Here is a 21,230-nt window from a genome sequence, read left to right on the forward strand (position 1 = left end):
GTGCGGTGCCGTGCGGCACGGTCGTCCTATCATCACAGCACCGAGCGCTCTGTCCAGCGCCGGGACGGCATCCGTCTCAGCGCAGAGGGGATCCGACGACGGAGAAGGCCGTTCCCCCCATCACGCCCGAGAGCAGCGGTCGGGCCTCGTCGATGGCGGCCTGAACCGACGCGAGCCGGAGCGATGCCCGATGCGACTCCTCCGACTCCCAGAGCTCGGCGACGAACACGGTGTCGGGTTCGTCATCGTTCACGCCCACCTCGTAGAGGAGGCATCCGACCTCCCGCAACTCGACGCTGGGACGGGTGAGCAGGGCGACGAGTTCGTCGCGCCGGCCGGGACGGGCACCGAGGGTGCCGATGTTCGCGTAGGTCATGCTCCATCTTCGCGCCCGTCGGCTCGCTTCGACCGAGGAGTTCGGCCGGGTCCCGGCGGGCGTCGGTCTCCGCAACCCCTCGACAGCGGAGGCCGGCGCCCCTAGCGTCGCAGTATGGACAGCACGATGGCGTGCCTCACGGACTGGATGACGCGGCAACGCTGGTACGGCGGCAAGGGCCGCGTGCCGCAGTTGCGCCGTCTGGGCGCGTGGGGGCTGCCGAGCGATACCGAGGGCGTGCGCGTGCGCACGCTGCTCCTCATGGACGACGCCGCACGTCCGGCGACCCTCTACCAGGTGCCGGTCACGCTGCGGCAGTCGCTGCTGCCCGGCGGCGGTCACAGGCTCATCGGGCGCATCGACTCCGGCGAGTACGTGTACGACGGGCCGCACGATCCGGTCTACGCCCGGGCTCTGCTGCGCATGATCGTCGGCGAGCAGACGGCGATCCCGGATGCCGTTAACGCCGTCGGGCACAGCTCGCTTCCCGCAGCACGAGCCGACAACCCGCGCCTCGACGACGCGTCGATGACCGCGACGGTGCTGAGCGGCGAGCAGTCGAACACCTCGATCATCTACGAGGGGACCGGTGATCGGGCCAGCGTGATCTGCAAGGTGTTCCGCCAGTTGCACCACGGCGAGAACCCCGACGTCACGCTGCAGACGGCTCTCGCCGAGTCGGGGTCGCCGCACGTCCCGCGCAGCATCGGCCACATCACCGGCGAATGGGACGACGTGGGTCGCTCATCGGGACGAGCCAGCGGCCACCTCGCCTTCGCCCAGGAGTTCCTCCCGGGAGTGCAGGACGCCTGGCGCGTGGCACTCGACGCAGCGGCATCCGGCGACGACTTCAGCGACCAGGCGCACGACCTCGGCGTGGCCACGGCCGTCGTGCACAGCTCGCTCTCGCACCTCTTCCCCACGCGGCCCTCGAGCCCGGGCGACATGGTGGCGGTCACCATGAGCTGGTACCAGCGCCTGGCGATCGCCTTGGCCGAGGTGCCGGAGATCGCGGCTCACAGGTCCGAGATCGAGGCCGTCTTCGAAGCGGCCCAGGCTGTTCCGTGGCCGTCGATGCAGCGCATCCACGGGGACTTCCACCTGGGTCAGGTGCTGCAGGTTCCCGGTCGCGGCTGGGTTCTGCTCGACTTCGAGGGCGAGCCCATGCGTCCGATGAACGAACGCGACCAGCCCGATCTCGTGCTGCGCGACATCGCCGGCATGTTGCGCTCCTTCGACTACGTGGCCGGTTCGACCAAGGCCGATCATCCCGAGCGCCGCGTCTCCGACCTCAAGGCCTGGTCGCACGACGCCCGTCGCGCCTTCGTCGACGGCTACATCGCGGCATCCGGCAACGACCTGCGTGAGCACCGCCAGCTGCTCGACGCGTTCGAACTCGACAAGGCCATCTACGAGGCCGTCTACGAGACCCGCAACAGGCCCACCTGGGCGCCGATCCCGTTGATCGCCATCGAGCGCCTGCTCTCGCGGGGACGGATGCCGAAGCCGGTCGAGGTCGGCGGGCGCCTGTAGCGTCGAGGCATGCGATTCTCCTTCACCGCGCCGCTCTGGGAGTGGGAGGCTCAGGCCAACTGGTACTTCGTGAGCCTGCCCGAGGAGATGGGCGCCGACATCGCCGAGGTGCCGCGCATGGTGCGCGGCTTCGGAGCCGTGAAGGTGCGGGTGCGGGTCGGTGGTTCCGACTGGAGCACGTCGATCTTCCCGTCCGGCGGCACCTACGTGCTGCCGGTCAAGAAGGCCGTGCGCACGGCCGAGGGCATCGAGCCCGACGACGACGTGACGGTCGACCTCGAGGTTCTCGACCTCTGACCCGACGTCGACCGGCCCTCGGCGAGGGAGCCGTCTACGCGGCCGAAGCCGTCGCGCGCTCGGCCCTGGCCAGGTTCGCAACGAGCTCCTCGCGGGTCTGCGGCACCACGTAGGCCGGCTGGTCGCGCTCGACGCGCCAGCTCTCGGAGAGCGGTCCGACGTTCACGGTGTCGAAACCGATCTCGTCGTAGAGCTTCGTGACGAACGCCGCGGCGTCGTCGAAGTCGCTCGCAGTGGCGAGGGCGCGGCGGCCCTCGGTGCCGGCGGGGGTGCCGTCCGTGGTGATGTCAGCCCAGCCGATGTGGTTGAAGCCTTTGGCCACGCGGCTCTCGGGGAGGTGGGCCTGCAGCAGGCCCGAGACGGTGTCGATGCCGTCGTCGAGTGAGGCGATGCGGCCGTCGCGCTCGAAGTAGTAGTTGTTGGTGTCGATCACGATCTTGCCGGCGAGCGGCTCGACGGGGATCGCACCCAGGGCCTTGAGCGGTACCGTCACGACGGCGATGTCGGCCGCGGCTGCGGCATCCGTCGCCGTTGCGGCCTTCGCCTTCGGCCCCAACTCGGCGATGAGATCGCCCAGGGTCTCCGGTCCGCGTGAATTGCTGATGACCACGTCGTAGCCCGCCGTGATGGCCGCGCGGGCGACCTGGCTGCCGATGTGTCCTGCTCCGATGATTCCGATTGTCGTCATGATGAGAGCCAAGACGCCCCCGGCGCCATTTGTTCCCGTTCACAGCTGATCATGACGACGGATGACACCCTGCCCGCCGACAGTCGACGCCGCTTCCTGTGAAGTCAAGGCCATGAAACTGATGCCGTGGCGGCGCAGGCTGGAAGCCACACGAGATGCGAGGTGCTGTCATGAACGACGAGGCGAAGAACAACCCCGAGGGCGACGTGAAGCCGGACGGTCTGGGCGGTGATGGCACGATCCCCAATCACCCCGGCGGGATCGGCGTGGGCGTGGGTGACGAGTCCCACTTCAATCCGGAGGAGGACGCCCCCGAAGCCGACCCGGCCGAACTCGACGCGGTGAAGCCCGACGACGAGTAGCGCGACCGCCTGACCGCGGTCTCGGCGAGCGAGAGCGGCTCGGGTCGTCGTCGCGCCCGAAAACAATTTCCCGGGAACGGGAATAACATGCAGATGCATGGACTTATACCCCAGCATGGACACCACGACCACTCACCCCCAGTACATCGCCGGCACCTGGAAGCTCGACCCCGCCCACTCGGAGCTCTCCTTCTCGGTGCGCCACCTCGCCATCAGCAAGGTGCGCGGCTCCTTCGAGAACTTCGACGCGACCATCGTGACCGGGGAGAACCCCGCTGACACCACGATCGACGCGACCATCGAGGTGGCCTCGGTCAACACGAACCAGGCTCAGCGCGACGAGCACCTGCGCACCAGCGACTTCTTCAAGGTCGACGAGTTCCCCACCGCCACCTACGCGGCCAAGGACATCACGATCGACGGAGACGACTTCACCGTGACCGGCGACCTGACCCTGCGCGGCGTCACCAAGCCCGTCACCCTGAAGGGCGAGTTCGGCGGAGTCACGACCGACGGCTACGGCCAGACCAAGGCCGGCGCCTCGGCGACCGCCAAGTTCAACCGCAACGACTTCGGTGTCTCGTGGAACGCAGCCGTCGAGGCCGGCGGCCTCACGCTCGGCGACGAGATCACCCTGAACGCCGAGATCCAGGTCGTTCTGCAGAAGTAGGTTCACCCCTCTTCCAGCTCGCGAGCGGGCGGCACCGGTTCACCCGGTGTCGCCCGCTTTCTCTGTCTCCGGATGCAGTCTCCGGATGCCGTCGCCGGCCGGTCACGGGCATGATGGAACGCATGTCCAGCGCGAGCGAGTCCATCACGATCGACTTCGACGGCACTACGGTGTCCGGCGCCTACGCGCGACCCGAGGACGCGGGGGCGACGCTCGTCGTGGCGCACGGAGCCGGATCTGGCTTCGAGCATCCGTTCCTCGTCGGATTCACTGATTCCCTGAACGCTGCGGGCATCGCCACGCTGCGCTTCAACTTCGCCTACCGCGAGGCCGGCCGCAGCTTCCCCGACCGGGCCCCAGCAGCCATCGCCGCCTGGCGCGCCGCGCTGGCGTTCGCCCGGCAGCGGGCGGCCGACGCCGGCGCGCCTGACGAGCCGGTCTGGGCCTCGGGCAAGTCCTTTGGCGGCCGGATGGCCTCGATGGCCGTGGCCGACGGCATGGAACCGGCCGGGCTCGTCTACCTCGGCTACCCCCTGCATCCGCCCGGGCGTCCGGAGAACATCCGCGATGCGCACCTCTACGGCCTCACCCTGCCGATGCTGTTCGTGGAGGGCACCCGCGACCCGTTCATCAGCGTCGAGCTGCTGGAGTCGGTCGTCGAGCGCATCGGGCCGAACGCATCGATCGAGTGGATCGAGGGGGGAACCCACGACTTCGCCGTTGCGGGCAACAAACGTCCGGCCGACGTGATCGGGGCGTCGCTCGCGCCGGCCGTCGCCGAGTACATACGCGCGCAGGCATAGGCCTGCGGCATCCGGAGCTCGCATCATGACATGGTCTTCTCAGGCAAGGCCGGAGTGCGCGCCTGTCAAGGGGTCGTACTTCCCCGACGCCGCTCAGCCTGAAGCCCTACGCTGGATGCCATGACGAAGCGCCCCAGCGAGCCCATCTACAACGCGGCCATCGCAGCCGGCCGGGGTCTCTTCGGTTTCTGGGGCCTCAAACGCCACGTCACCGGCATCGAGAACCTGCCTCGTGACGGCGGCGCCGTGATCGCCATCACGCACTTCGGCTACCTCGACTTCGCCCTCACCGAGTGGGTGGCCTGGCTGAGCACCCACCGTCGCGTGCGTTTCATGGCCAAGAAGAGCGTCTTCCAGAAGCCCGTCGTCGGCTGGCTCATGCGCGGCATGCGTCACATCAGCGTCGACATGCAGGCCGGTGCGGCGGCCTACGCGAACGCCGTCAGCGCCCTCCGCAACGGCGAGCTCATCGGCGTGTTCCCCGAGGCCGGCGTGAGCGCGTCGTTCCTGGTGCGCGAGTTCAAGACCGGCGCCGTGCGGCTCGCCGCCGAGGCCGGGGTTCCGATCATCCCCGTGGCCGTCTGGGGCGGTCACCGCCTCATGACCAAGCGTCGCAAGGTCAAGTTCTTCGAGCGCTTCGGCGTTCCGGTGTCGTTCTCCTTCGGCGCGCCCATCACGGCGCACGCCGACGACGACCCGCGCGTGGCGACGGAGCAGTTGCGCACCGTCATGCAGCGCATGGTCGACGAGTTGCAGACCAGCTACCCCGTGAGCGGAGCCGGCCAGTGGTGGCAGCCGCAGCACCTGGGGGGAACGGCGCCCACCGTGGCCGAGGCCCAGGCGGCCGACGAGGCGCGCGATGCGGCACGAGCCGCCCGGGCAGCGGCATCGACGACGACACCGGGCTCCGGCGCCGAGCGCTGAGACCCCGGTCGTCCGCCGGGTACAGGCCGCATCGCGCGTACCGGGTTCGCACAGGCCCGATCGGTCTGTCCTGGTGATTCCGGCCTGTCGCGGCTGACGCTACTCTGGGGCGCATGCCGCAGGTCGAGGCAGCCGTCAGGGCGCAGGCACCGCCTGTCCCGGCCTTCGCGCGCGGTCCGGTCATCGCCGCCATGGCGATCCTCGCCGCCATCCTCTCCGCGTCGAGCCAGCTCTACGGATTCCACCGGGACGAGCTGTACTTCCGGATGCTCGATCCGGCGTGGGGCTACGTCGACCAGCCACCGCTCACACCTCTTCTCGCGCGCCTGATCACCGGCGTCGTCGACGAGCCGTGGGCCCTGCGCATCCCGGCGACGCTCTCAGCGGTCGCGGCGGTGCTCGTGCTCGCCCTCGTCACCCGCGAGGTCGGCGGAGGCCGACGAGCGCAGGCCCTCAGCGCCTGGGCCGCGGTGACGGCGTCGTTTCCGCTGGTGTTCGGTCACGTGCTGTTGTCGGCATCCGTCGACCTGGTCGTCTGGCCTCTCGTCTGCCTGTTCACTGTGCGCGCCATCCTGCGCACCGACCCGCGCTGGTGGCTCGTCGCCGGACTGGTGATCGGCCTGTCGACCTACACGAAGCTACTCGTCGGCATGCTCGTGCTCGGTTTCATGGTCGGCGTGCTGGTGTTCGGGCCCTGGCGCATCCTGCGGTCCGGCCTGCTCTGGGTCGCCGTGGCGGTGGCGCTCGTCGTCGCGGCGCCGAACCTGCTCTACCAGGCGATCACGGGATGGCCGCAACTCGAGATGGGAGCGGCCCTCGGCGCAGCCAACGGCGGCGAGGTTCGTCCGATGGTGCTGCCCTTCCTGTTCCTGTTGCTCGGCCCGCCGCTGGTCGCGATCTGGGTGACCGGTATCGTCTCCCTGCTGAGGCGGCCGGCCTGGCGCGACCTCCGCTTCCTCACCGTCGCGCTCGGGGTGGTCGTCGCCGCGACGATCGCGGGTGGCGCGCAGTTCTACTACCCGCTCGGGCTGCTGAGCGTGCTCATGGCCATCGGATGCGTTCCCGTGGCCGACTGGATGGTCTCGCGTTCCCGCACCGTCATCGTCTGGGCAGCCGTCGCCGTGAACGGGGTGGTCTCCGCCCTGATCGCCCTGCCCCTCGCCCCGCTGGCCGCACTCGGCGCGACCCCGGTGCCCGCGATCAACCAGGTCGTCGGCGACACCGTGGGGTGGCCGACGTACGTCGAGCAGATCGCCACGGTCGTGCGAGAGTCGGGTGCCGAGCCCGTGGTGGTGACGAGCAACTACGGAGAGGCCGGTGCGATCGATCGCTACGGGCCGGATGCCGGAATCGACGACGCCGTCTACAGCGGCCACAACGCCCTCTGGGAGCGCGCGCGACCCCCCGACGATGCCGCCGCGGCCGTGTTCGTCGGCGACATCGGCCCGGCCGTGCGCTCGGCGTTCGACTCCTGCGATCAGCGGGCGACCCTCGACAACGGGGTGGACGTCGACAACGAGGAGCAGGGCGTGCCGATCTGGCTGTGCACGGGCATGCGGGCGTCGTGGGCGCAGCTCTGGCCGCGGCTCGCGCACCTCGACTGACGGGAGCTGGTCTGTGCGCCGCGCGCACTCCGTTCCCCGGCAGCTCGGGCCGATCAGGCGCCTGCCGCGGCCAGATCCTCGAGTGCGCCGCCGTCGCCGAAGAGCGAACGACCGGCGCGCACGGATCGCTGCCACGCAGCGATGAGGTCGCCGCGGTCGACCTGGAGCACCTGCATCCACGGATCGTCCTCGCCGACCGGAGGCAGGCCGCCGACTCCCCAGCGCACGGCCTCGAGCAGGAGCGGGATGACGTCGATACCGCGTTCGGTCGCGATGTAGAGCTGCTTCCGCGCATCCGTGGGGCTCGTGCTCCTGCTGACGAGTCCTGTCCGTTCGAGCCTGTCGAGTCGCTCGGCGAGCACGCTCTGACCGATGCGCTCGTCGGAGGCGAGGAATTCGCCGAAACTGCGCTTGCCGAGCGCGAGGATGTCTCGCAGGATCAGAAGCGACCAGCTGTCGCCGAGCGCCTCGACCGTGAAGTTGGTCGGGCAGTCCGAACGGCCGTCAGCACGCTTCATCGAATCTCCTCGTCTTTCGCCGGCTCAAGTGTATGGCATATTGACTTCGATCATCGAAGTGAAATATCCTTGCGGCATGGATCTCACCGTGACGCGCGTCCTCCCGGCGAAAGCAGCCGAGGCCTGGAGGAGCTGGACCGACGATGCAGTCGTACGTCGCTGGTGGGGACCGACGGGGTTCACCTGCACCCTCGCGGACCTCGACGTGACGGTGGGCGGAACGTCGCTCGTCTGCATGAGTGCACCGGACCTCGGCTTTCCGGCGCTGTACAGCACCTGGCGCTACACCGTCGTCGAGGAGCCGACCCGGCTGGAGTTCGTGCACAACATCGCCGATGCGAGTGGCACGACGATCGATCCGGCGAGCATCGGCGCTGCACGCATCCCGCGCGACGTGCGGCACGTGATCACATTCGAGCCACTCGATGGCGAGCACACGAGGATGGCCGTCACAGAGTTCGGGTACAGCTCGCACGAGCAGCTCGCCCTGTCTCAGCAGGGGCTCGAGGAGTCGCTGGACAAGCTGGTGGAGTTGTATCGCTGAGTGGTCCCCCGACGCCTGGCCGCATCGGTTTCCCTATGCCTCGAGCAGCCCCCGGATGTCGTCGGCCGTCAGCGACTCGCTGAACAGGGCCTCGTCGTCCATGACGGAGTTCACGAGCTCGGCCTTCTTGGCCTTGAGCGCCATGACCTTCTCCTCGATGGTGCCCGAGGCGACCATCCGGTAGACCATCACGGTCTTGTCCTGGCCGATGCGGTGGGCGCGGTCGACGGCCTGCGCCTCGCTGGCCGGGTTCCACCACGGGTCGAGCAGGAAGACGTAGTCGGCCTCGGTGAGGTTCAGCCCGAAGCCGCCGGCCTTGAGGCTGATGAGGAACACCTGGGCCTCGCCTCCGCGGAAGCGCTCGATGACCTGTCCGCGCGAGCGTGTGCTGCCGTCGAGGTAGGCATAGGGAACTCCGAGCTCGTCGAGGCGGGCGGCCGCGCGCTGCAGGAACGACGTGAACTGGCTGAACACCAGCGCCTGGTGCCCCTCTGCGACGACATCGTCGAGCTGCTCGAACAGCGCGTCGAGCTTGGCCGACGGCACCCCCGCGTACTTCTCCTCGTCGATGAGCGCTGCGTCGAGGCTGAGCATGCGCAGCAGCGTGAGCGAGCGGAAAACGATGAAGCGGTTGCGGTCGAGGTCCTCGATGAGTCCGAGCAGCTTCTGCCGCTCACGCTGCAGGTGGGTGTCGTAGATGCGGCGGTGCCTGGGGTCGAGCTCGATCGAGAGCACCTGCTCCTGCTTCGGCGGCAGCTCGGGCGCGACGAGTTCCTTGCTGCGACGGAGCATGAGGGGACGGATGCGGCGGCGCAGCTTCGCGAGTCGCTCGGTGTTGTGATCGCCCTCGATCGGGCGCCGGTACTTCTCGGTGAACTGCCGCGCCGAGGGGAACAGGCCCGGGGCCACGATCTGGAACAGCGCCCACAGCTCCATGAGGTTGTTCTCCATCGGCGTGCCCGTGACGGCCAGCCGGAAGGGAGCCCTGATGCCGCGAGCGGCCTGGTGCACCTTGGACGTGTGATTCTTGGCGAACTGCGCCTCGTCGAGCACGAGGCCGCCCCAGCTCAGGTCGGCGAAGACCTCGGCATCTATGCGCAGGATGGCATACGTCGTGAGCACGATGTCCGCCCCGGCTGCGGCATCCGCCAGTCGCCTGCCGGTCTTGCCCTGGGTGGCGTCGACGGTGACGACCTTAAGGCCCGGCGTGAAACGCGCCGCCTCCGTCGCCCAGTTCGAGAGCACGGAGGTGGGAGCGACCACCAGGAAGGGCGCGGCATCCGTCGTCGACTGCTCGACGACGTGGGCGATGAGGGCGAGGGTCTGGGCGGTCTTGCCGAGTCCCATGTCGTCGGCGAGGATGCCGCCGAGCCTGTGCTGGTGCAGGAACGCCAGCCACCGGAACCCCTCGAGCTGGTAGTGCCGCAGCTCGATCGCGAGCCCCGCCGGGGCGTCGAGCGGCTCGATCGCGCCGAGGTCGCGGAGCCCCTCGACCGTTGCCTTCCACGCCGCTGCGGCTTCGCTGACGTCGGCGAGCTCCTCGAACTCGTCCCAGAGGTCGGTCTGGTAGCGGCTGATGCGGATGCCGGCCTCCCACTCGGGGAGGGTGCCGGCCTCCTCGATGAGTTCGCGCAGCGGCTCGAAGACGGGTTGGTCGAGCGAGAGGTAGCTGTTGTCGACGAGGAGGAGCTTCTTGCGTCCGTTCGAGAGCGCGGTGAAGAGAGGACCGAACGGCACCGTGCGCCCCTCGACCGTGACGACGACACCGAGGTCGAACCAGTCGTTCTCCTCGGTCTCGACGGCGCTGACGGTGAGCACCGGCGCCTCGACCACCTCACGGTAGTCGGGCTGCTGGCCGACGATGTCGATGTGCAGGTTCTCGACCCGCTCGAGCTCGGGAAGGATGCGCGCGCTGAACTCGGCGGCATCGAGCGTGCGCAACACGACGGAGGAGCGCAGGCGCAGGCCGCCGGACGAGCTCGGAGTGACCGCCGCGCTCGAGACGGGGTTGCCCAACGCGAGCGACCCGGCGACGTCGTCGTGCAGGATGTCCTCGACCACGCCGACGACGGCACGCTCGGCCTCAGCATCGTGGAACTCGGAGTCGGGGGCCGACAACGGGGCACGTCGCCCGTCGGAGAGCGACCACTCCCAGAGCAGCCGCAGCACGTGACCGGCCTCGAAGCGTGCCGTGAGCACGAGGGTGGCCGGTTTCTGCGGCGGCGGGGTGAAGGTGGAGTCGCTGCTCACGACGCGGAGGGTGCGGGCGAGGGCGCTGTAGTGCGACTCGAGGAACTCGGCCACCTCGGGCTGCGGCACCCGCACCGGGCGCTGCCGCTCGACGACGGCGCGTTGCTCCGGAGTGATGGGCGAGCCGAGCCTGGCGAGCGTGATGACGCCGTGCTCGAAGTCGTAGTGGTAGACGCCGTGGGTGCCGATCAATCGCACCTGGTCCGTGGGATGCGGCACCCCGTCGATGAGCACGGACGGGGTGAGGGTGAGAGCGTCGTCGGCCGCGACATCCGCGGCTCCGGGCTCGTTCGCCCCGAAGCGCGCATCGAGACCGATGGATGCCGATCCGGCGACGCGGATGGTGGGAGTCGGCCCCGATCCGACCAGCGGGATGCCCAGCCTGTCGGCATCGGTCAGCAGCGCCCAGAGCAGGCTGCTCTCGAAGTCGTCGAGCGAGATCCAGTCGGAGCCGAAGTTCAGGTAGCCGCCATGCACGGGGCCCTTGAGCACGGAGAACTGGGCGAACCAGCGCGCCTTGAGCGAATCGAAGCCACCGGCGCCGCCCTGGAAGCCGACGTTCTGCCAGGTCAGGGCTCCCTTGATCCAGCCGCCGCGGGCACCCATCGTGACGGGTCGCACGGCGAGGCGCTCGACCGTGGCTGCATCGCCGGCCGTGGCGTCGCGCGGCGACTGCCAGCTGTCGCGCCGCCGGGCGACCCGCTGGCGCAGCTCGAACTGGAGGGCCAGCGGATTCTCGCTCGGGGCACGTCGTGCGGCATCCGTCCATCCTGACGCGGAACCGGCGGTCGACGCACCGCGGGTCTGTGCCGTGAGCGCCGCGATGTCGCCGCGCCAGCCGTCGTCGACGGCACCGACAGCGCTGCGTTGCGATTCGACGGCGACCTTCGCGGCGGCGACGGCTGCCTCGTTCGCGGCGAACAGGGCGGCGGCGGCGTGCTTGCAGGTGAAGCCGACGGGGCAGCTGCAGGTGCTCCCGAGGATCGTGGTGCGGCCGGCCGAGCCGATGTCGAGGGAGACCGAGCATCGATAGGGGGTGGGATCGCTGCCCTGCACGGATGCCGTCAGGCGATGCTGCGGGGCGTCCCAGCTGAGCTCGCCGACGTTTCCGGAGCGCGCGTAGTTGCGGCCACGGCTGAGCGCGAGCGGGCCGACGAAGCGCGCGATCGTGAGCTCTTCCACGCGGGGAAAGCTGTCGATGGCCATCAGACCATGCTCGCACGAACCTCGGGCCCGTCGCACCCGGGAAGGTGGTGTGGATCGGGGCCGCACGCTTCGCCGACTCCGGCGAGATGCCCCTCGCGCTGCCGGGCGGACGGCGGGATGATGGTGGGCATCGATGAGGATGAACCAGGGAGGTTCCGTCATGACGACTCTCAACCCGTATCTGAGCTTTCGAGACACCGCCCGGGAAGCGCTGGAGTTCTACCACTCCGTCTTCGGCGGGGAACTCACGCTGAGCACCTACGAGGAGTTCCACGCCAGCGAGGACCCGGCGGAACTGCACAAGATCATGCACGGCCAGCTCGAGTCCGGCGGCATGACCCTGATGGCCGCCGACACCCCGAACGCGATCGAGTTGACGATCGGTGACAACGTGACGGTCTCGCTGAGCGGGCAGGACGAGGCTGAGCTGCGCGGCTACTGGGCGGCGCTCTCGGAGGGCGCGACGATCACGATGCCGCTCGAGGTCGCGCCGTGGGGTGACGCCTTCGGTCAGCTCACCGACCGCTTCGGCACCCACTGGATGTTCAACATCGGGCAGGCTGCGGCGTAGGAGCGGCTCCCCACGGCACGCTTGCAGCGTCCTCCCAGCCCCACGGGAGGGAGATGCCGCAGAGTAGAGCGGATGGCCACCCGGCCTCGGTGACCGTCTCCAGGAGTTCCTGTGCCCGCATCCGTCGTTCTCGACATCGTCGTGATCGTCCTGCTGATCGCGGCCGCCGTCTCCGGCTGGCGCAGCGGGTTCCTCCGCAGCGTGTTCACCGCCATCGGCCTCGTCGTCGGCGGCATCGCGGCCTACCTGCTGCTGCCCGTCTTCGCCACCTGGACGACGTCACCCGGCTGGCGCATCGCGATCGTGCTGGGCGGCGGCATCCTGCTGCTCGTCGTGGGCGAGGCCATCGGCAGCATGATCGGCCGTCTGCTCAGCCGCGGCGTACGGGTCATCAAGCTCGGCCCCATCGATCGCGCAGCCGGACTCGTCACCAGTACCGTCGTCGTGGCCCTCGTGCTCACGACCGTGGCCGGCGGCATCAGCGGCTTCGGCATCCCGCCCGTGACCCAGGCCATCGCCGGAAGCGCCACCCTCAGTTCCATCGACAAGCTCACCCCGGCACCGGCGAAGTCGTTCCTCGCCGGCGTGCGGGCCTCGACCGTGAACGACGCGCTGCCGTGGGTCATCGACACCATCGCGCCGCCGACATCGGTGCCCCCGATCGCCGATCTCGACACGGCCTCCCCCGCACTCACCACGGCCGGCGCCTCGGTGGTGCGGGTCTCGGGCAACGCCTACCAGTGCGGCCAGTCGCTCACCGGCAGCGGCTTCGTCGTGAGCGACGACCGCGTCGTCACCAACGCCCACGTCGTGGCCGGCGTCGACGAGCCCGTCGTCGAGGCACCGGGCGAGCAGCCGCGCGCCGCCAGCGTCGTCTACTTCGACGACGCCACCGACCTCGCCGTGCTCGAGGTCGACGGCCTCGACGCCTCGCCGCTGCCCCTCGGCGACGTCCCCACCGTCGGCTCGGCCGCTGCCGTGCAGGGCTTCCCCTTCGGCGGGCCGTTCGTATCGCTGCCCGCCACGATCGCCGAGCTCTCGACGATTCCGAAGGCGGATGCCTCAGGCCAGCGCGACGTCTACGCACTCTCCGCCGACATCAACCAGGGCAACTCCGGCGGCCCGCTGCTCAGCCCCGATGGCGCCGTCATCGGCGTCGTGTTCGCGAAGTCGGCCGCCATCGACGACGTGGGTTACGCGCTGGCGATCAGCGAGCTGCAGCCCGTCGTCGCGGCGGCGGCCGGCCTCAGCGACACCGTCTCGTCGGGCGCCTGCGCGGCCTGAGCGGCATCCGCCCGTCCGCCTACCCCAGCGCCCGGTACACCGCCGCCGTGTACGCGTCGGAGCGCGGCGAGCCGATGATGCCCGGCGACATCCTGTTCATCACATAGGCGAAGGTCAGACGGCGCTCGGTGTCCGCGATCACGAGCGATCCGCCCCAGCCGCCCCAGAACGCCACCCGTCCCTCGGGGATGGTCGGGGTGCTCGCCGGGTTCGACACCGCGTAGCCCAGACCGAAGCGCAGCGGCAGCCCGAGCACGAGGTCGACGTTGTCGGTGTGCTCGGCGAAGATGCGATCGATGGTCTCGGCGGAGAGCAGACGGATGCCGTCGACCTCGCCGCCCTGCGCCACGACGCTCTGGATGCGGGCGACCGACCGCGCGTTGCCGTGCCCGCCCGCTCCCCCGAGGCCGGCGGCGCGCCACTCGCGCGTCCAGGTGAACGCGGCCTCGAGCGGCGGACCGGTGAGGGTGCGGAACGGGATCGAGTCGGGCGGCAACTGCGTGATGTCGATCGTGCCGGGCGGCGGCACGACGTTGCTCACCCGGTGGTCCTCGCTCGCGGGGAGGCCGAGGTGGAAGTCGGCGCCGAGCGGCCCCGCGATCTCGCTCGCGACGAAGTCGCCCAGGCTGCTGCCGGTGACCCGGCGCACCAGCTCACCGAGCAGGTGGCCGTAGTTCAGCAGGTGGTAGCCGGATGCCGCTCCTGCGGGCCACCACGGAGCCTGTGCCGCGAGCCGCGCGGCCGAGGTCTCGACGTCGAGGATGTCGGCTCCGACGATCGGCTGCTCCCAGGCCGGCACGCCCGAGGTGTGCATCAGCACGTGGCGCACCAGCACGCCCTCCTTGCCTGCCGCGGCGAACTCCGGCCAGTAGGTGGCGACGGGTTCGTCAGGATCGACCAGCCCGCGATCGACCAGCATCAGCACGGCGAGCGCGGAGACGGTCTTGGAGATCGACCAGACGTTGGTGATGGTGTCGGATGCCCACGGCACAGAGCGATCCGGGTCTGCCCATCCTCCCCAGAGGTCGACGACGAGCTCACCGTCGAGCACGACGGCGAGCGACGCGCCGAGCTCCTCGCCGGTGGCGAGCCTGCGCTCGAACTCGTCGCGGAGACCCTCGAAGCGGTCATCGACCACGCCTGCGATCGGGGCCGGTGCGGCGGCGGACGCAGCGGCCGGAGCGGGAACGGAGGCCGGGGACGCGTCGGGGGCGACGTCGGCCGGCGCTGCGGTGGGAGAGCTGCTCGTCATCGAGGTTCCTCACGGTCGGTGTGGTGATGCGTTTGGGAGCATACCGCGCAGTCGGTATGCTTGTCACGCGGCATCATGGAGTCACGGCGCCGCTGGCGGGTTCGACGGCAGCACCCACACGACGAGGAGGTCGAATGCGCATCATCGGAGCAGTACTCGAGCAGTCGGGCGCGGAGCCGCCCTTCGCGAGCTCGCATCCGTTCACCGTCGGCCCGCTCGAGCTCGATCCCCCGGGCCCCGGCGAGATCCTGGTGCGCATCGAGGCGGCCGGCGTCTGCCATTCCGACCTCAGCGTCGTCGACGGGAACCGCGTGCGCCCGACCCCCATGCTGCTCGGGCACGAGGCCGCGGGCATCGTCGAGAAGCTCGGTGACGGCGTCGACGACCTGCCGCTCGGCACTCGCGTCGTCATGACCTTCCTGCCGCGCTGCGGCGACTGCCCCGAGTGCGCGACGGACGGGCGGCTGCCCTGCCGCGTCGGGAGCGCCGCGAACAACGAGGGCACTCTCGTGGGCGGAGGCATCCGGCTGCATCGTGGGGGCTCGGATGCCGCTGCTCCCGAAGCGGTCAACCACCACCTCGGGGTCTCGGGCTTCGCCAGCCACGCCGTCGTCAGCCGCACCTCGGTGGTGCCCGTCGATGCCGACGTTCCGGCCGAGATCGCCGCGCTGCTCGGCTGCGCGGTGCTCACCGGAGGCGGCGCTGTCATCAACGCCGGCACCCCGGCGCCCGGTTCGCGCGTGATCGTCGTGGGCCTCGGCGGAGTCGGCATGGCCGCCCTGCTCGTGGCCGTCGCCCTCGGACTCGAGGTCATCGGAGTCGACGCCGTGCCCGCGAAGCTCGAGCTCGCACGCGAGTTCGGGGCATCCGCCGCCCACGGTCCGGCCGAGGCGGCCGAAGCCGGTCTCACGGCCCCGCTCGTGATCGAGGCAGCCGGCTCGGCACGCGCCTTCGAGACGGCCCTCGCCCTGACGGCTCCCGGCGGCACGACAGTGACGGTGGGTCTGCCGGCTCCGGATGCCCGAGCGAGCGTCTCCCCTCTGCTGCTGACCGCGCAGGCCAGGACCATCATCGGGAGCTACCTCGGCTCGGCCGTTCCGAGCCGGGACATCCCGCGTTACGTCGAGCTGTGGCGCAGCGGGAAGCTGCCGCTGGAGCGCCTGGTGTCGTCGCACGTGCGCCTCGACGACCTCGATGCCGCCATGGACCGCCTCGCCGCCGGCGGAGAGCTGCGCCAGCTCATCACCTTCCCCTGAACCGCCCCTGAACCGCCCACGAAAGGACAACGCATGACCCGCACCGCCATCGTCACCGGAGCCGCCCGGGGCATCGGAGCCGCAACAGCCCTCCAGCTCGCCGCCGACGGTTTCGCCGTCGCCGTGCTCGACCTCGACGCCGCATCCTGTGCCGACACCGTCGCCGCCATCGAGGCCGCCGGCGGTCGCGCTCTCGCGGTCGGGGCGAACGTGGCCGACTCCGAGGCCGTGGGATCGGCCGTGGCATCTGTCGCCCAAGAACTCGGGGCACCGACGGTGCTCGTGAACAACGCCGGGATCCTGCGCGACAACCTGCTGTTCAAGATGACGGATGACGATTGGGACGCCGTGCTCGGCGTGCACCTGCGCGGTGCGTTCCTGATGAGCCGGGCCGTGCAGGCGTTCCAGGTGAAGGAGGGGTGGGGTCGCATCGTGAACCTGTCGAGCACCTCGGCGCTGGGCAACCGCGGGCAGGCGAACTACGCGGCGGCGAAGGCCGGCATGCAGGGCTTCACGAAGACTCTCGCGATCGAGCTGGGACGCTACGGCGTGACGGCGAACGCCGTGGCGCCGGGCTTCATCCAGACCGACATGACGAAGGCCACGGCCGACAGGATGGGGGTCTCGTTCGAGGACTTCCTCGCCGGAGCCGCGAAGGAGATCCCCGTGGGGCGCCCCGGCCAGCCCGAGGACGTGGCCGCAGCGGTGTCGTTCTTCTGCTCCGAGGCGGCGAGCTTCATCTCGGGCCAGGTGCTCTACGTGGCCGGAGGGCCGAAGGCATGAGCCTCCACCTCGACTCCCCCGCTGCGCTGACGGATGCTGTCGGCTCGACCCTCGGACCCGGCGACTGGTTCACCATCGACCAGCGCCGCATCGAGGCGTTCGCGGATGCGACGGACGACCACCAGTGGATCCACGTCGACGTCGAGCGCGCCGCAGCCGGACCGTTCGGCGCGCCGATCGCGCACGGCTTCCTCACCCTCTCGCTGCTCACGGCGCTCGCCTCGCCGCTGCTCGAGGTCGACGGCGTGGCGATGGGCGTCAACTACGGGTTCGAGAAGGTGCGGTTCCTGCAGCCGGTGCAGGCCGGATCGCGGGTGCGCGCGGTGGGCACCATCGCTTCCGCCGAGGTGACGGGGTCGGGTGTGCGCGTGGTGCAGGATCTGACGATCGAGATCGACGGTTCGGAGCGCCCGGCGCTCGTGGCCCAGTGGGTGACGCTGCTGGTGCCGAGCACTCCCGCCCGCTGAGGAGAACCCCTAGAGGCGCTCGAGCACCAACGCCATGCCCTGGCCACCGCCGACGCACATCGTCTCGAGTCCGTAGCGGCCTCCCGTGGCGGCGAGGCCGTTGATGAGTGTCGAGGTGATGCGGGCTCCGGTCATGCCGAACGGATGCCCCACGGCGATCGCCCCGCCGTGCACGTTGAGCTTCTCGGGATCGATGCCGAGCTCGCGCGCCGACGGGATGACCTGCGCGGCGAAGGCCTCGTTGATCTCGACGAGGTCGATGTCGTCGATGCTCAGCCCGGCACGCGCCAGAGCGCGCCGCGACGACTCCACCGGCCCGAGTCCCATGATCTCGGGCGAGAGTCCGCTGACCCCGGTCGAGACGATGCGGGCGAGCGGCGTGAGTCCGAGTTCGTCGACCACGCGGTCGCTCACGATGACCACGGCGGCGGCTCCGTCGTTGAGCGGGCAGCAGTTGCCCGCCGTCACGGTGCCGTCGGGGCGGAAGACAGGGTCGAGCCCGGCGAGGGCCTCGAGGGTGACGCCGGGTCGAGGACCGTCATCCGTCGACACGACAGTGCCGTCGGCGAGGGTGACCGGAGTGATGTCGCGAGCCCAGAATCCCGATGCCAGCGCGGCCTCGGCACGCTGCTGACTGCGGGCGGCGAACGCGTCCTGCTCCTCACGGGTGACGCCGCGCAGCTCGGCCACGTTCTCGGCGGTCTGGCCCATCGCGATGTAGGCGTCGGGCAGGAGGCCGTCTACACGAGGATCGTGCCACGGACGCAGGGCCCGGGCAGCGGCGGCAGCATCCGGAGCCCCTGAACCGGCCCGGGCCTCCGTGCGCGCCAAGGCGTCGTCGAACAACTCGTTGGTGAGCTTCTCGCCCGGGATGTAGTCGCTCGAGCCGCGCATCGCGTGGCTGACGGACTCGACGCCGGCGGAGACGAAGATGTCGCCCTCTCCGGCCTTGATGGCGTGGAAGGCCATGCGCGTGGTCTGCAGGCTCGATGAGCAGTAGCGGTTCACCGTGGTGCCGGGCACCTCGTCGAGGCCGAGCAGCACGGCCACGATGCGGGCCATGTTCATGCCCTGCTCACCGCCCGGCATGCCGCATCCGAGCATCAGGTCGTCGATGCGACCGGGATCGAGCGCGGGAACCGAGGCGAGGGCGGCCCGGACCATCTGCACCGTCAGGTCGTCGGGCCGCAGGCTCGCCAGCGATCCCTTGCGGGCACGGCCGATGGGCGAGCGCGCCGTGGCGACGATGTAGGCCTCGCTCATACGAAGGCCGCGATTCCGGTGATGGAGCGGCCGACGATGAGGGTGTTCATGTCGTAGGTGCCCTCGAAGGTGTACACGGCCTCGGCGTCGGCGAAGTAGCGGGCGACGCCATGGTCGAGCTGGATGCCGTTGCCGCCCATGATCTCGCGACACCACCCGACGACCTCGCGCATCCGCGCGGTCGCGAAGGCCTTGGCCATGGCCGAGTGGTGGTCCTTCTGGATGCCGAGGTCCTGCATCTCGGAGACCCTCATGCAGAGCGCGATGCTCGCCGTGATGTTCGAGAGCGAGTTGGCGAGCTTCTCCTGCACCAGCTGGAACGAGGCGATCGGCTTGCCGAACTGCTGGCGCTCCTTCGCGTAGGCGAGCGCGGCCTCGTAGGCACCAACGGCGACGCCGATCGCCTGCCAGGCGACCTCGGCACGGGTGAGGCGCAGGATGATCGCCACGTCGCGGAACGAGTTGATGTTCGCCAGGCGGTCGGACTCGGGCACCACGACGTCCTCGAGCACGATGTCGGCGTTCTCCACGCCGCGCAGCGACTGCTTGCGCTCGATCTTCGTGGCGGTGAAGCCCACGGCGGGCTGCCGCACGATGAACCCCTTCACCTGGTCGTCGGCCGTGTCGCGCGCCCAGATCACGACGATGTCGGCGAAGACGGCGTTGCCGATCCAGCGCTTCGAGCCGTTGAGCACCCATTCGTCACGGCTGCCGCCTGCCCCGTCATCGACGGTGCGGCGCGTGGCCGTGGTCTCCAGTCCCTTGGCGGTGTCCGAGCCGTGGCCGGGCTCGGTGAGACCGAACGCGCCGATGACCTCGCCGCGGGCCATGGGCCGCATCCATTCCTCGCGCTGCTCAGCGGAGCCGCCGACGCCGATGGCGTTCATGGCCAGGCCGCTGTGCACGCCGATGAAGGTGGCCGTCGACGGATCGGCCCGCGAGATCTCGAGGGCGACCCAGGCGCGGTAGACGGCGCTGTTCTCGAACTGACGCGTCTCGGGCCACGAGGCACCGAACAGGCCGAGCTCGGCGAAGCCGGGAATGAGGTGACGCGGGCTCTGCGCCTTCTCCCAGAGGTCGTCGGCATAGGGACGCACCTCCCGGTCGAGGAACTCGCGGATGGCGGCGACCGAACGCTGCTCCTCCGAGGTGAGCTGCTGCTGGAACGAGTAGAAGTCGACATCGAGCACGTCGGCCTCCTCGAACTGCTGCAGGTCCGTCCGGCCGGAGCCGGCCTGTGCGGTGTCGGTGTGCCCGCTGGTGAGCGTCATCGCATCTCCATTCGTCGTGCCGTCTCGCGGCATCCGTTCATCGGTGAACAACCGTAGTATGCATCATTTTGCAGAATGTTGCATGGGAGTTCCGGATGCAGGCCCCGAAGCCCGGTGCGCGGGGTAGAGTTCCGCACATGCCGACGACGACAGCACCCCCGACCACCGCGGTGAGCATCGCCACGGTGGGCCTCGCCGTGGCGCCGTCCTGGCTGTCGGATCGCCTCCACTCGACCGACGGCGCCGCACACACGGACGCCCAACGGGCCTTCACCCTCGCCCGGGAGACCTTCATCAGCGGCAAGCGCATCGACATGACCGCGCTCGCCACGGCGCTCGGCGTCGACCGCACCTCGCTCTTCCGCTGGGTGGGCAATCGCGACGCGCTCCTGTCGGAGGTGCTCTGGTCTCTCGCCATCCCGACCCTCGTGCTGGCCGAGCAGGCGGCCGAGGGCCAGCAGGGTGCCGAGCGGGTCGCGACACTGCTCACCCATTTCGTCGACGACCTGATCAAGGCTCCCTACTTCCGGCAGTTCCTGCAGCGGGAACCGGCGCGCGCCCTCCGCCTGCTGACGACGAAGGAGAGCGAGATCCAACGTCGCTACGTGGCCACGGCCGAATGGATCGTGCGCCACGAGCTCGGCGACCAGCCCCTCGGCGGAGCCATCGACCCGGCCTCGCTCGCGTACCTCCTGGTGCGCACCTCGGAGTCGTTCACCTACGCCGACCTCATCGCCGGCGACAGCCCGAGCACGGCGCGGGCTCGCGTGGCGTTCCGCTTCCTCCTGCGGGTGAGCTGACGGATGCCGCACTCCACGTCCACTCCCGCGTACAGGGTCCGGTCTCCGTTCGGCACCCGCTGGAACGACAACGACCAGTACGGCCACCTGAACAACACCGTCTACTACGAGGCCATGGACACGGCCATCAACGCCTGGATGATGGCCGGCGGAGGCCTCGATCCGCAGGGTTCGGCCATCGCGCTGTGCGCCTCGTCGTCGTGCGAGTTCGCGGCGTCGGCTTCGTTCCCCGAGCCGCTCGAGGTGGGCATCGGGATCGAGCGCCTGGGAACGTCGAGCATCACCTGGGCGCTCGGCATCCTGCGGGCCGGTGAAGGCGAGCCGATCGCGACCGGACGCTTCGTGCACGTGTTCGTCGACGCTGACACGCGTCGGCCGACGCCGATCCCGGCGGGGATCCGGGCGGCGGTGGAGGCCCAGCTGGTCTGAGCCCCTCTCATACTCGCAACATACCGACCACGCGGTATGCTAGTTTTCGAGAGCGCATCGATGCGCACGAAAGGTGGTC

22 protein-coding genes are annotated in these 21,230 nt (G+C 69.9%); 15 read left to right on the top strand and 7 right to left on the bottom strand.

The window, feature by feature from the left end:
- Window positions 1-76: 76 nt before the first annotated feature.
- Entirely contained in the window at window positions 77-376 is a 300-nt protein-coding gene (locus E4M00_RS03660) for a putative quinol monooxygenase (RefSeq protein ID WP_135119109.1), read from the bottom strand.
- 114 nt (window positions 377-490) lie between these two features.
- On the opposite strand from E4M00_RS03660, the gene E4M00_RS03665 reads away from it, so the two are divergent.
- Window positions 491-1,909: a maltokinase N-terminal cap-like domain-containing protein gene (locus E4M00_RS03665; RefSeq protein ID WP_135119110.1), complete on the top strand. Its 1,419-nt coding sequence runs from the start codon at window positions 491-493 to the stop codon at window positions 1,907-1,909.
- Window positions 1,910-1,918: 9 nt separating this feature from the next.
- Window positions 1,919-2,206, top strand: a complete 288-nt coding sequence (locus E4M00_RS03670) for a DUF1905 domain-containing protein (protein ID WP_056165423.1) — start codon at window positions 1,919-1,921, stop codon at window positions 2,204-2,206.
- A gap of 34 nt (window positions 2,207-2,240) precedes the next feature.
- On the opposite strand, the gene E4M00_RS03675 is transcribed toward E4M00_RS03670, so the two are convergent.
- Window positions 2,241-2,894 (bottom strand): NADPH-dependent F420 reductase, encoded by a 654-nt coding sequence (locus tag E4M00_RS03675; protein ID WP_135119111.1) that lies wholly within the window; start codon window positions 2,892-2,894, stop codon window positions 2,241-2,243.
- A gap of 170 nt (window positions 2,895-3,064) precedes the next feature.
- Between E4M00_RS03675 and E4M00_RS03680 the strand changes: the two genes are divergently transcribed.
- The 5 genes from E4M00_RS03680 to E4M00_RS03700 all read left to right on the top strand — a co-directional run bounded on the left by E4M00_RS03680 (window position 3,065) and on the right by E4M00_RS03700 (window position 7,257).
- Window positions 3,065-3,256, top strand: coding sequence for a hypothetical protein (locus E4M00_RS03680; protein WP_135119112.1), 192 nt, complete (start codon window positions 3,065-3,067; stop codon window positions 3,254-3,256).
- A 97-nt stretch (window positions 3,257-3,353) separates the two neighbouring features.
- Window positions 3,354-3,926, top strand: a complete 573-nt coding sequence (locus E4M00_RS03685) for a YceI family protein (protein ID WP_240036815.1) — start codon at window positions 3,354-3,356, stop codon at window positions 3,924-3,926.
- A 122-nt stretch (window positions 3,927-4,048) separates the two neighbouring features.
- Complete coding sequence (locus E4M00_RS03690) at window positions 4,049-4,729, top strand: alpha/beta hydrolase family protein (protein WP_135119113.1); 681 nt, start codon at window positions 4,049-4,051, stop codon at window positions 4,727-4,729.
- A 120-nt stretch (window positions 4,730-4,849) separates the two neighbouring features.
- A complete protein-coding gene (locus tag E4M00_RS03695) occupies window positions 4,850-5,653 on the top strand; it encodes a lysophospholipid acyltransferase family protein (RefSeq protein ID WP_135119114.1) in 804 nt (267 codons plus the stop codon).
- Window positions 5,654-5,766: 113 nt separating this feature from the next.
- Entirely contained in the window at window positions 5,767-7,257 is a 1,491-nt protein-coding gene (locus E4M00_RS03700) for a glycosyltransferase family 39 protein (RefSeq protein ID WP_135119115.1), read from the top strand.
- Window positions 7,258-7,310: 53 nt separating this feature from the next.
- Here E4M00_RS03700 and E4M00_RS03705 read toward each other — a convergent pair whose 3' ends face one another.
- Window positions 7,311-7,775: a winged helix-turn-helix transcriptional regulator gene (locus tag E4M00_RS03705; protein ID WP_135119116.1), complete on the bottom strand. Its 465-nt coding sequence runs from the start codon at window positions 7,773-7,775 to the stop codon at window positions 7,311-7,313.
- A gap of 76 nt (window positions 7,776-7,851) precedes the next feature.
- Here E4M00_RS03705 and E4M00_RS03710 point away from each other — a divergent pair, with 76 nt between their 5' ends.
- Window positions 7,852-8,319 carry an SRPBCC family protein gene (locus E4M00_RS03710; RefSeq protein ID WP_167756813.1) on the top strand — a complete coding sequence of 156 codons (468 nt, stop codon included), beginning with the start codon at window positions 7,852-7,854 and terminating at the stop codon, window positions 8,317-8,319.
- A 33-nt stretch (window positions 8,320-8,352) separates the two neighbouring features.
- On the opposite strand, the gene E4M00_RS03715 is transcribed toward E4M00_RS03710, so the two are convergent.
- The gene (locus E4M00_RS03715) at window positions 8,353-11,775 is read right to left on the bottom strand and encodes a DEAD/DEAH box helicase (RefSeq protein WP_167756814.1); all 3,423 of its coding nucleotides are present in this window, start codon (window positions 11,773-11,775) and stop codon (window positions 8,353-8,355) included.
- A gap of 160 nt (window positions 11,776-11,935) precedes the next feature.
- Between E4M00_RS03715 and E4M00_RS03720 the strand changes: the two genes are divergently transcribed.
- Window positions 11,936-12,346: a VOC family protein gene (locus tag E4M00_RS03720; RefSeq protein ID WP_135119119.1), complete on the top strand. Its 411-nt coding sequence runs from the start codon at window positions 11,936-11,938 to the stop codon at window positions 12,344-12,346.
- A gap of 111 nt (window positions 12,347-12,457) precedes the next feature.
- Entirely contained in the window at window positions 12,458-13,630 is a 1,173-nt protein-coding gene (locus tag E4M00_RS03725; RefSeq protein ID WP_135119120.1) for a MarP family serine protease, read from the top strand.
- Window positions 13,631-13,649: 19 nt separating this feature from the next.
- On the opposite strand, the gene E4M00_RS03730 is transcribed toward E4M00_RS03725, so the two are convergent.
- Window positions 13,650-14,882: a serine hydrolase domain-containing protein gene (locus E4M00_RS03730; RefSeq protein ID WP_135119121.1), complete on the bottom strand. Its 1,233-nt coding sequence runs from the start codon at window positions 14,880-14,882 to the stop codon at window positions 13,650-13,652.
- Window positions 14,883-15,016: 134 nt separating this feature from the next.
- Here E4M00_RS03730 and E4M00_RS03735 point away from each other — a divergent pair, with 134 nt between their 5' ends.
- The 3 genes from E4M00_RS03735 to E4M00_RS03745 are packed head-to-tail and all read left to right on the top strand — an operon-like array spanning window position 15,017 to window position 17,388.
- On the top strand, window positions 15,017-16,138 hold the full coding sequence (locus E4M00_RS03735; RefSeq protein ID WP_135119122.1) for an alcohol dehydrogenase catalytic domain-containing protein: 1,122 nt from the start codon (window positions 15,017-15,019) through the stop codon (window positions 16,136-16,138).
- 33 nt (window positions 16,139-16,171) lie between these two features.
- Window positions 16,172-16,921 (top strand): SDR family oxidoreductase, encoded by a 750-nt coding sequence (locus E4M00_RS03740; protein WP_135119123.1) that lies wholly within the window; start codon window positions 16,172-16,174, stop codon window positions 16,919-16,921.
- Window positions 16,918-17,388 (top strand): MaoC family dehydratase, encoded by a 471-nt coding sequence (locus tag E4M00_RS03745; RefSeq protein ID WP_135119124.1) that lies wholly within the window; start codon window positions 16,918-16,920, stop codon window positions 17,386-17,388. The genes E4M00_RS03740 and E4M00_RS03745 overlap by 4 nt, the downstream gene beginning before the upstream one ends.
- A gap of 9 nt (window positions 17,389-17,397) precedes the next feature.
- Here the strand turns inward: E4M00_RS03745 and E4M00_RS03750 are convergent, their stop codons facing one another.
- Both E4M00_RS03750 and E4M00_RS03755 read right to left on the bottom strand, forming a co-directional pair.
- Window positions 17,398-18,651 (bottom strand): acetyl-CoA C-acetyltransferase, encoded by a 1,254-nt coding sequence (locus E4M00_RS03750; RefSeq protein WP_135119125.1) that lies wholly within the window; start codon window positions 18,649-18,651, stop codon window positions 17,398-17,400.
- A complete protein-coding gene (locus E4M00_RS03755) occupies window positions 18,648-19,922 on the bottom strand; it encodes an acyl-CoA dehydrogenase family protein (RefSeq protein ID WP_135119126.1) in 1,275 nt (424 codons plus the stop codon). Before E4M00_RS03755 ends, E4M00_RS03750 begins: the two co-directional genes overlap by 4 nt.
- 137 nt (window positions 19,923-20,059) lie before the next feature.
- On the opposite strand from E4M00_RS03755, the gene E4M00_RS03760 reads away from it, so the two are divergent.
- Window positions 20,060-20,722 (top strand): QsdR family transcriptional regulator, encoded by a 663-nt coding sequence (locus E4M00_RS03760; RefSeq protein ID WP_135119127.1) that lies wholly within the window; start codon window positions 20,060-20,062, stop codon window positions 20,720-20,722.
- 3 nt (window positions 20,723-20,725) lie between these two features.
- Window positions 20,726-21,151, top strand: coding sequence for an acyl-CoA thioesterase (locus tag E4M00_RS03765; RefSeq protein ID WP_135119128.1), 426 nt, complete (start codon window positions 20,726-20,728; stop codon window positions 21,149-21,151).
- The last annotated feature ends 79 nt before the right edge of the window (window positions 21,152-21,230 follow it).

The organism is Orlajensenia leifsoniae, assembly GCF_004570845.1.
GTDB lineage: Bacteria > Actinomycetota > Actinomycetes > Actinomycetales > Microbacteriaceae > Orlajensenia > Orlajensenia leifsoniae.

Bases quoted from the DNA above. Each gene is read 5' to 3' on its own strand.
- E4M00_RS03660 (WP_135119109.1), bottom strand. From the start codon at position 376: ATGACCTACGCGAACATCGGCACCCTCGGTGCCCGTCCCGGCCGGCGC.
- E4M00_RS03665 (WP_135119110.1), top strand. From the start codon at position 491: ATGGACAGCACGATGGCGTGCCTCACGGACTGGATGACGCGGCAACGC.
- E4M00_RS03670 (WP_056165423.1), top strand. From the start codon at position 1,919: ATGCGATTCTCCTTCACCGCGCCGCTCTGGGAGTGGGAGGCTCAGGCC.
- E4M00_RS03675 (WP_135119111.1), bottom strand. From the start codon at position 2,894: ATGACGACAATCGGAATCATCGGAGCAGGACACATCGGCAGCCAGGTC.
- E4M00_RS03680 (WP_135119112.1), top strand. From the start codon at position 3,065: ATGAACGACGAGGCGAAGAACAACCCCGAGGGCGACGTGAAGCCGGAC.
- E4M00_RS03685 (WP_240036815.1), top strand. From the start codon at position 3,354: ATGGACTTATACCCCAGCATGGACACCACGACCACTCACCCCCAGTAC.
- E4M00_RS03690 (WP_135119113.1), top strand. From the start codon at position 4,049: ATGTCCAGCGCGAGCGAGTCCATCACGATCGACTTCGACGGCACTACG.
- E4M00_RS03695 (WP_135119114.1), top strand. From the start codon at position 4,850: ATGACGAAGCGCCCCAGCGAGCCCATCTACAACGCGGCCATCGCAGCC.
- E4M00_RS03700 (WP_135119115.1), top strand. From the start codon at position 5,767: ATGCCGCAGGTCGAGGCAGCCGTCAGGGCGCAGGCACCGCCTGTCCCG.
- E4M00_RS03705 (WP_135119116.1), bottom strand. From the start codon at position 7,775: ATGAAGCGTGCTGACGGCCGTTCGGACTGCCCGACCAACTTCACGGTC.
- E4M00_RS03710 (WP_167756813.1), top strand. From the start codon at position 7,852: ATGGATCTCACCGTGACGCGCGTCCTCCCGGCGAAAGCAGCCGAGGCC.
- E4M00_RS03715 (WP_167756814.1), bottom strand. From the start codon at position 11,775: ATGGCCATCGACAGCTTTCCCCGCGTGGAAGAGCTCACGATCGCGCGC.
- E4M00_RS03720 (WP_135119119.1), top strand. From the start codon at position 11,936: ATGACGACTCTCAACCCGTATCTGAGCTTTCGAGACACCGCCCGGGAA.
- E4M00_RS03730 (WP_135119121.1), bottom strand. From the start codon at position 14,882: ATGACGAGCAGCTCTCCCACCGCAGCGCCGGCCGACGTCGCCCCCGAC.
- E4M00_RS03735 (WP_135119122.1), top strand. From the start codon at position 15,017: ATGCGCATCATCGGAGCAGTACTCGAGCAGTCGGGCGCGGAGCCGCCC.
- E4M00_RS03740 (WP_135119123.1), top strand. From the start codon at position 16,172: ATGACCCGCACCGCCATCGTCACCGGAGCCGCCCGGGGCATCGGAGCC.
- E4M00_RS03745 (WP_135119124.1), top strand. From the start codon at position 16,918: ATGAGCCTCCACCTCGACTCCCCCGCTGCGCTGACGGATGCTGTCGGC.
- E4M00_RS03750 (WP_135119125.1), bottom strand. From the start codon at position 18,651: ATGAGCGAGGCCTACATCGTCGCCACGGCGCGCTCGCCCATCGGCCGT.
- E4M00_RS03755 (WP_135119126.1), bottom strand. From the start codon at position 19,922: ATGACGCTCACCAGCGGGCACACCGACACCGCACAGGCCGGCTCCGGC.
- E4M00_RS03760 (WP_135119127.1), top strand. From the start codon at position 20,060: ATGCCGACGACGACAGCACCCCCGACCACCGCGGTGAGCATCGCCACG.
- E4M00_RS03765 (WP_135119128.1), top strand. From the start codon at position 20,726: ATGCCGCACTCCACGTCCACTCCCGCGTACAGGGTCCGGTCTCCGTTC.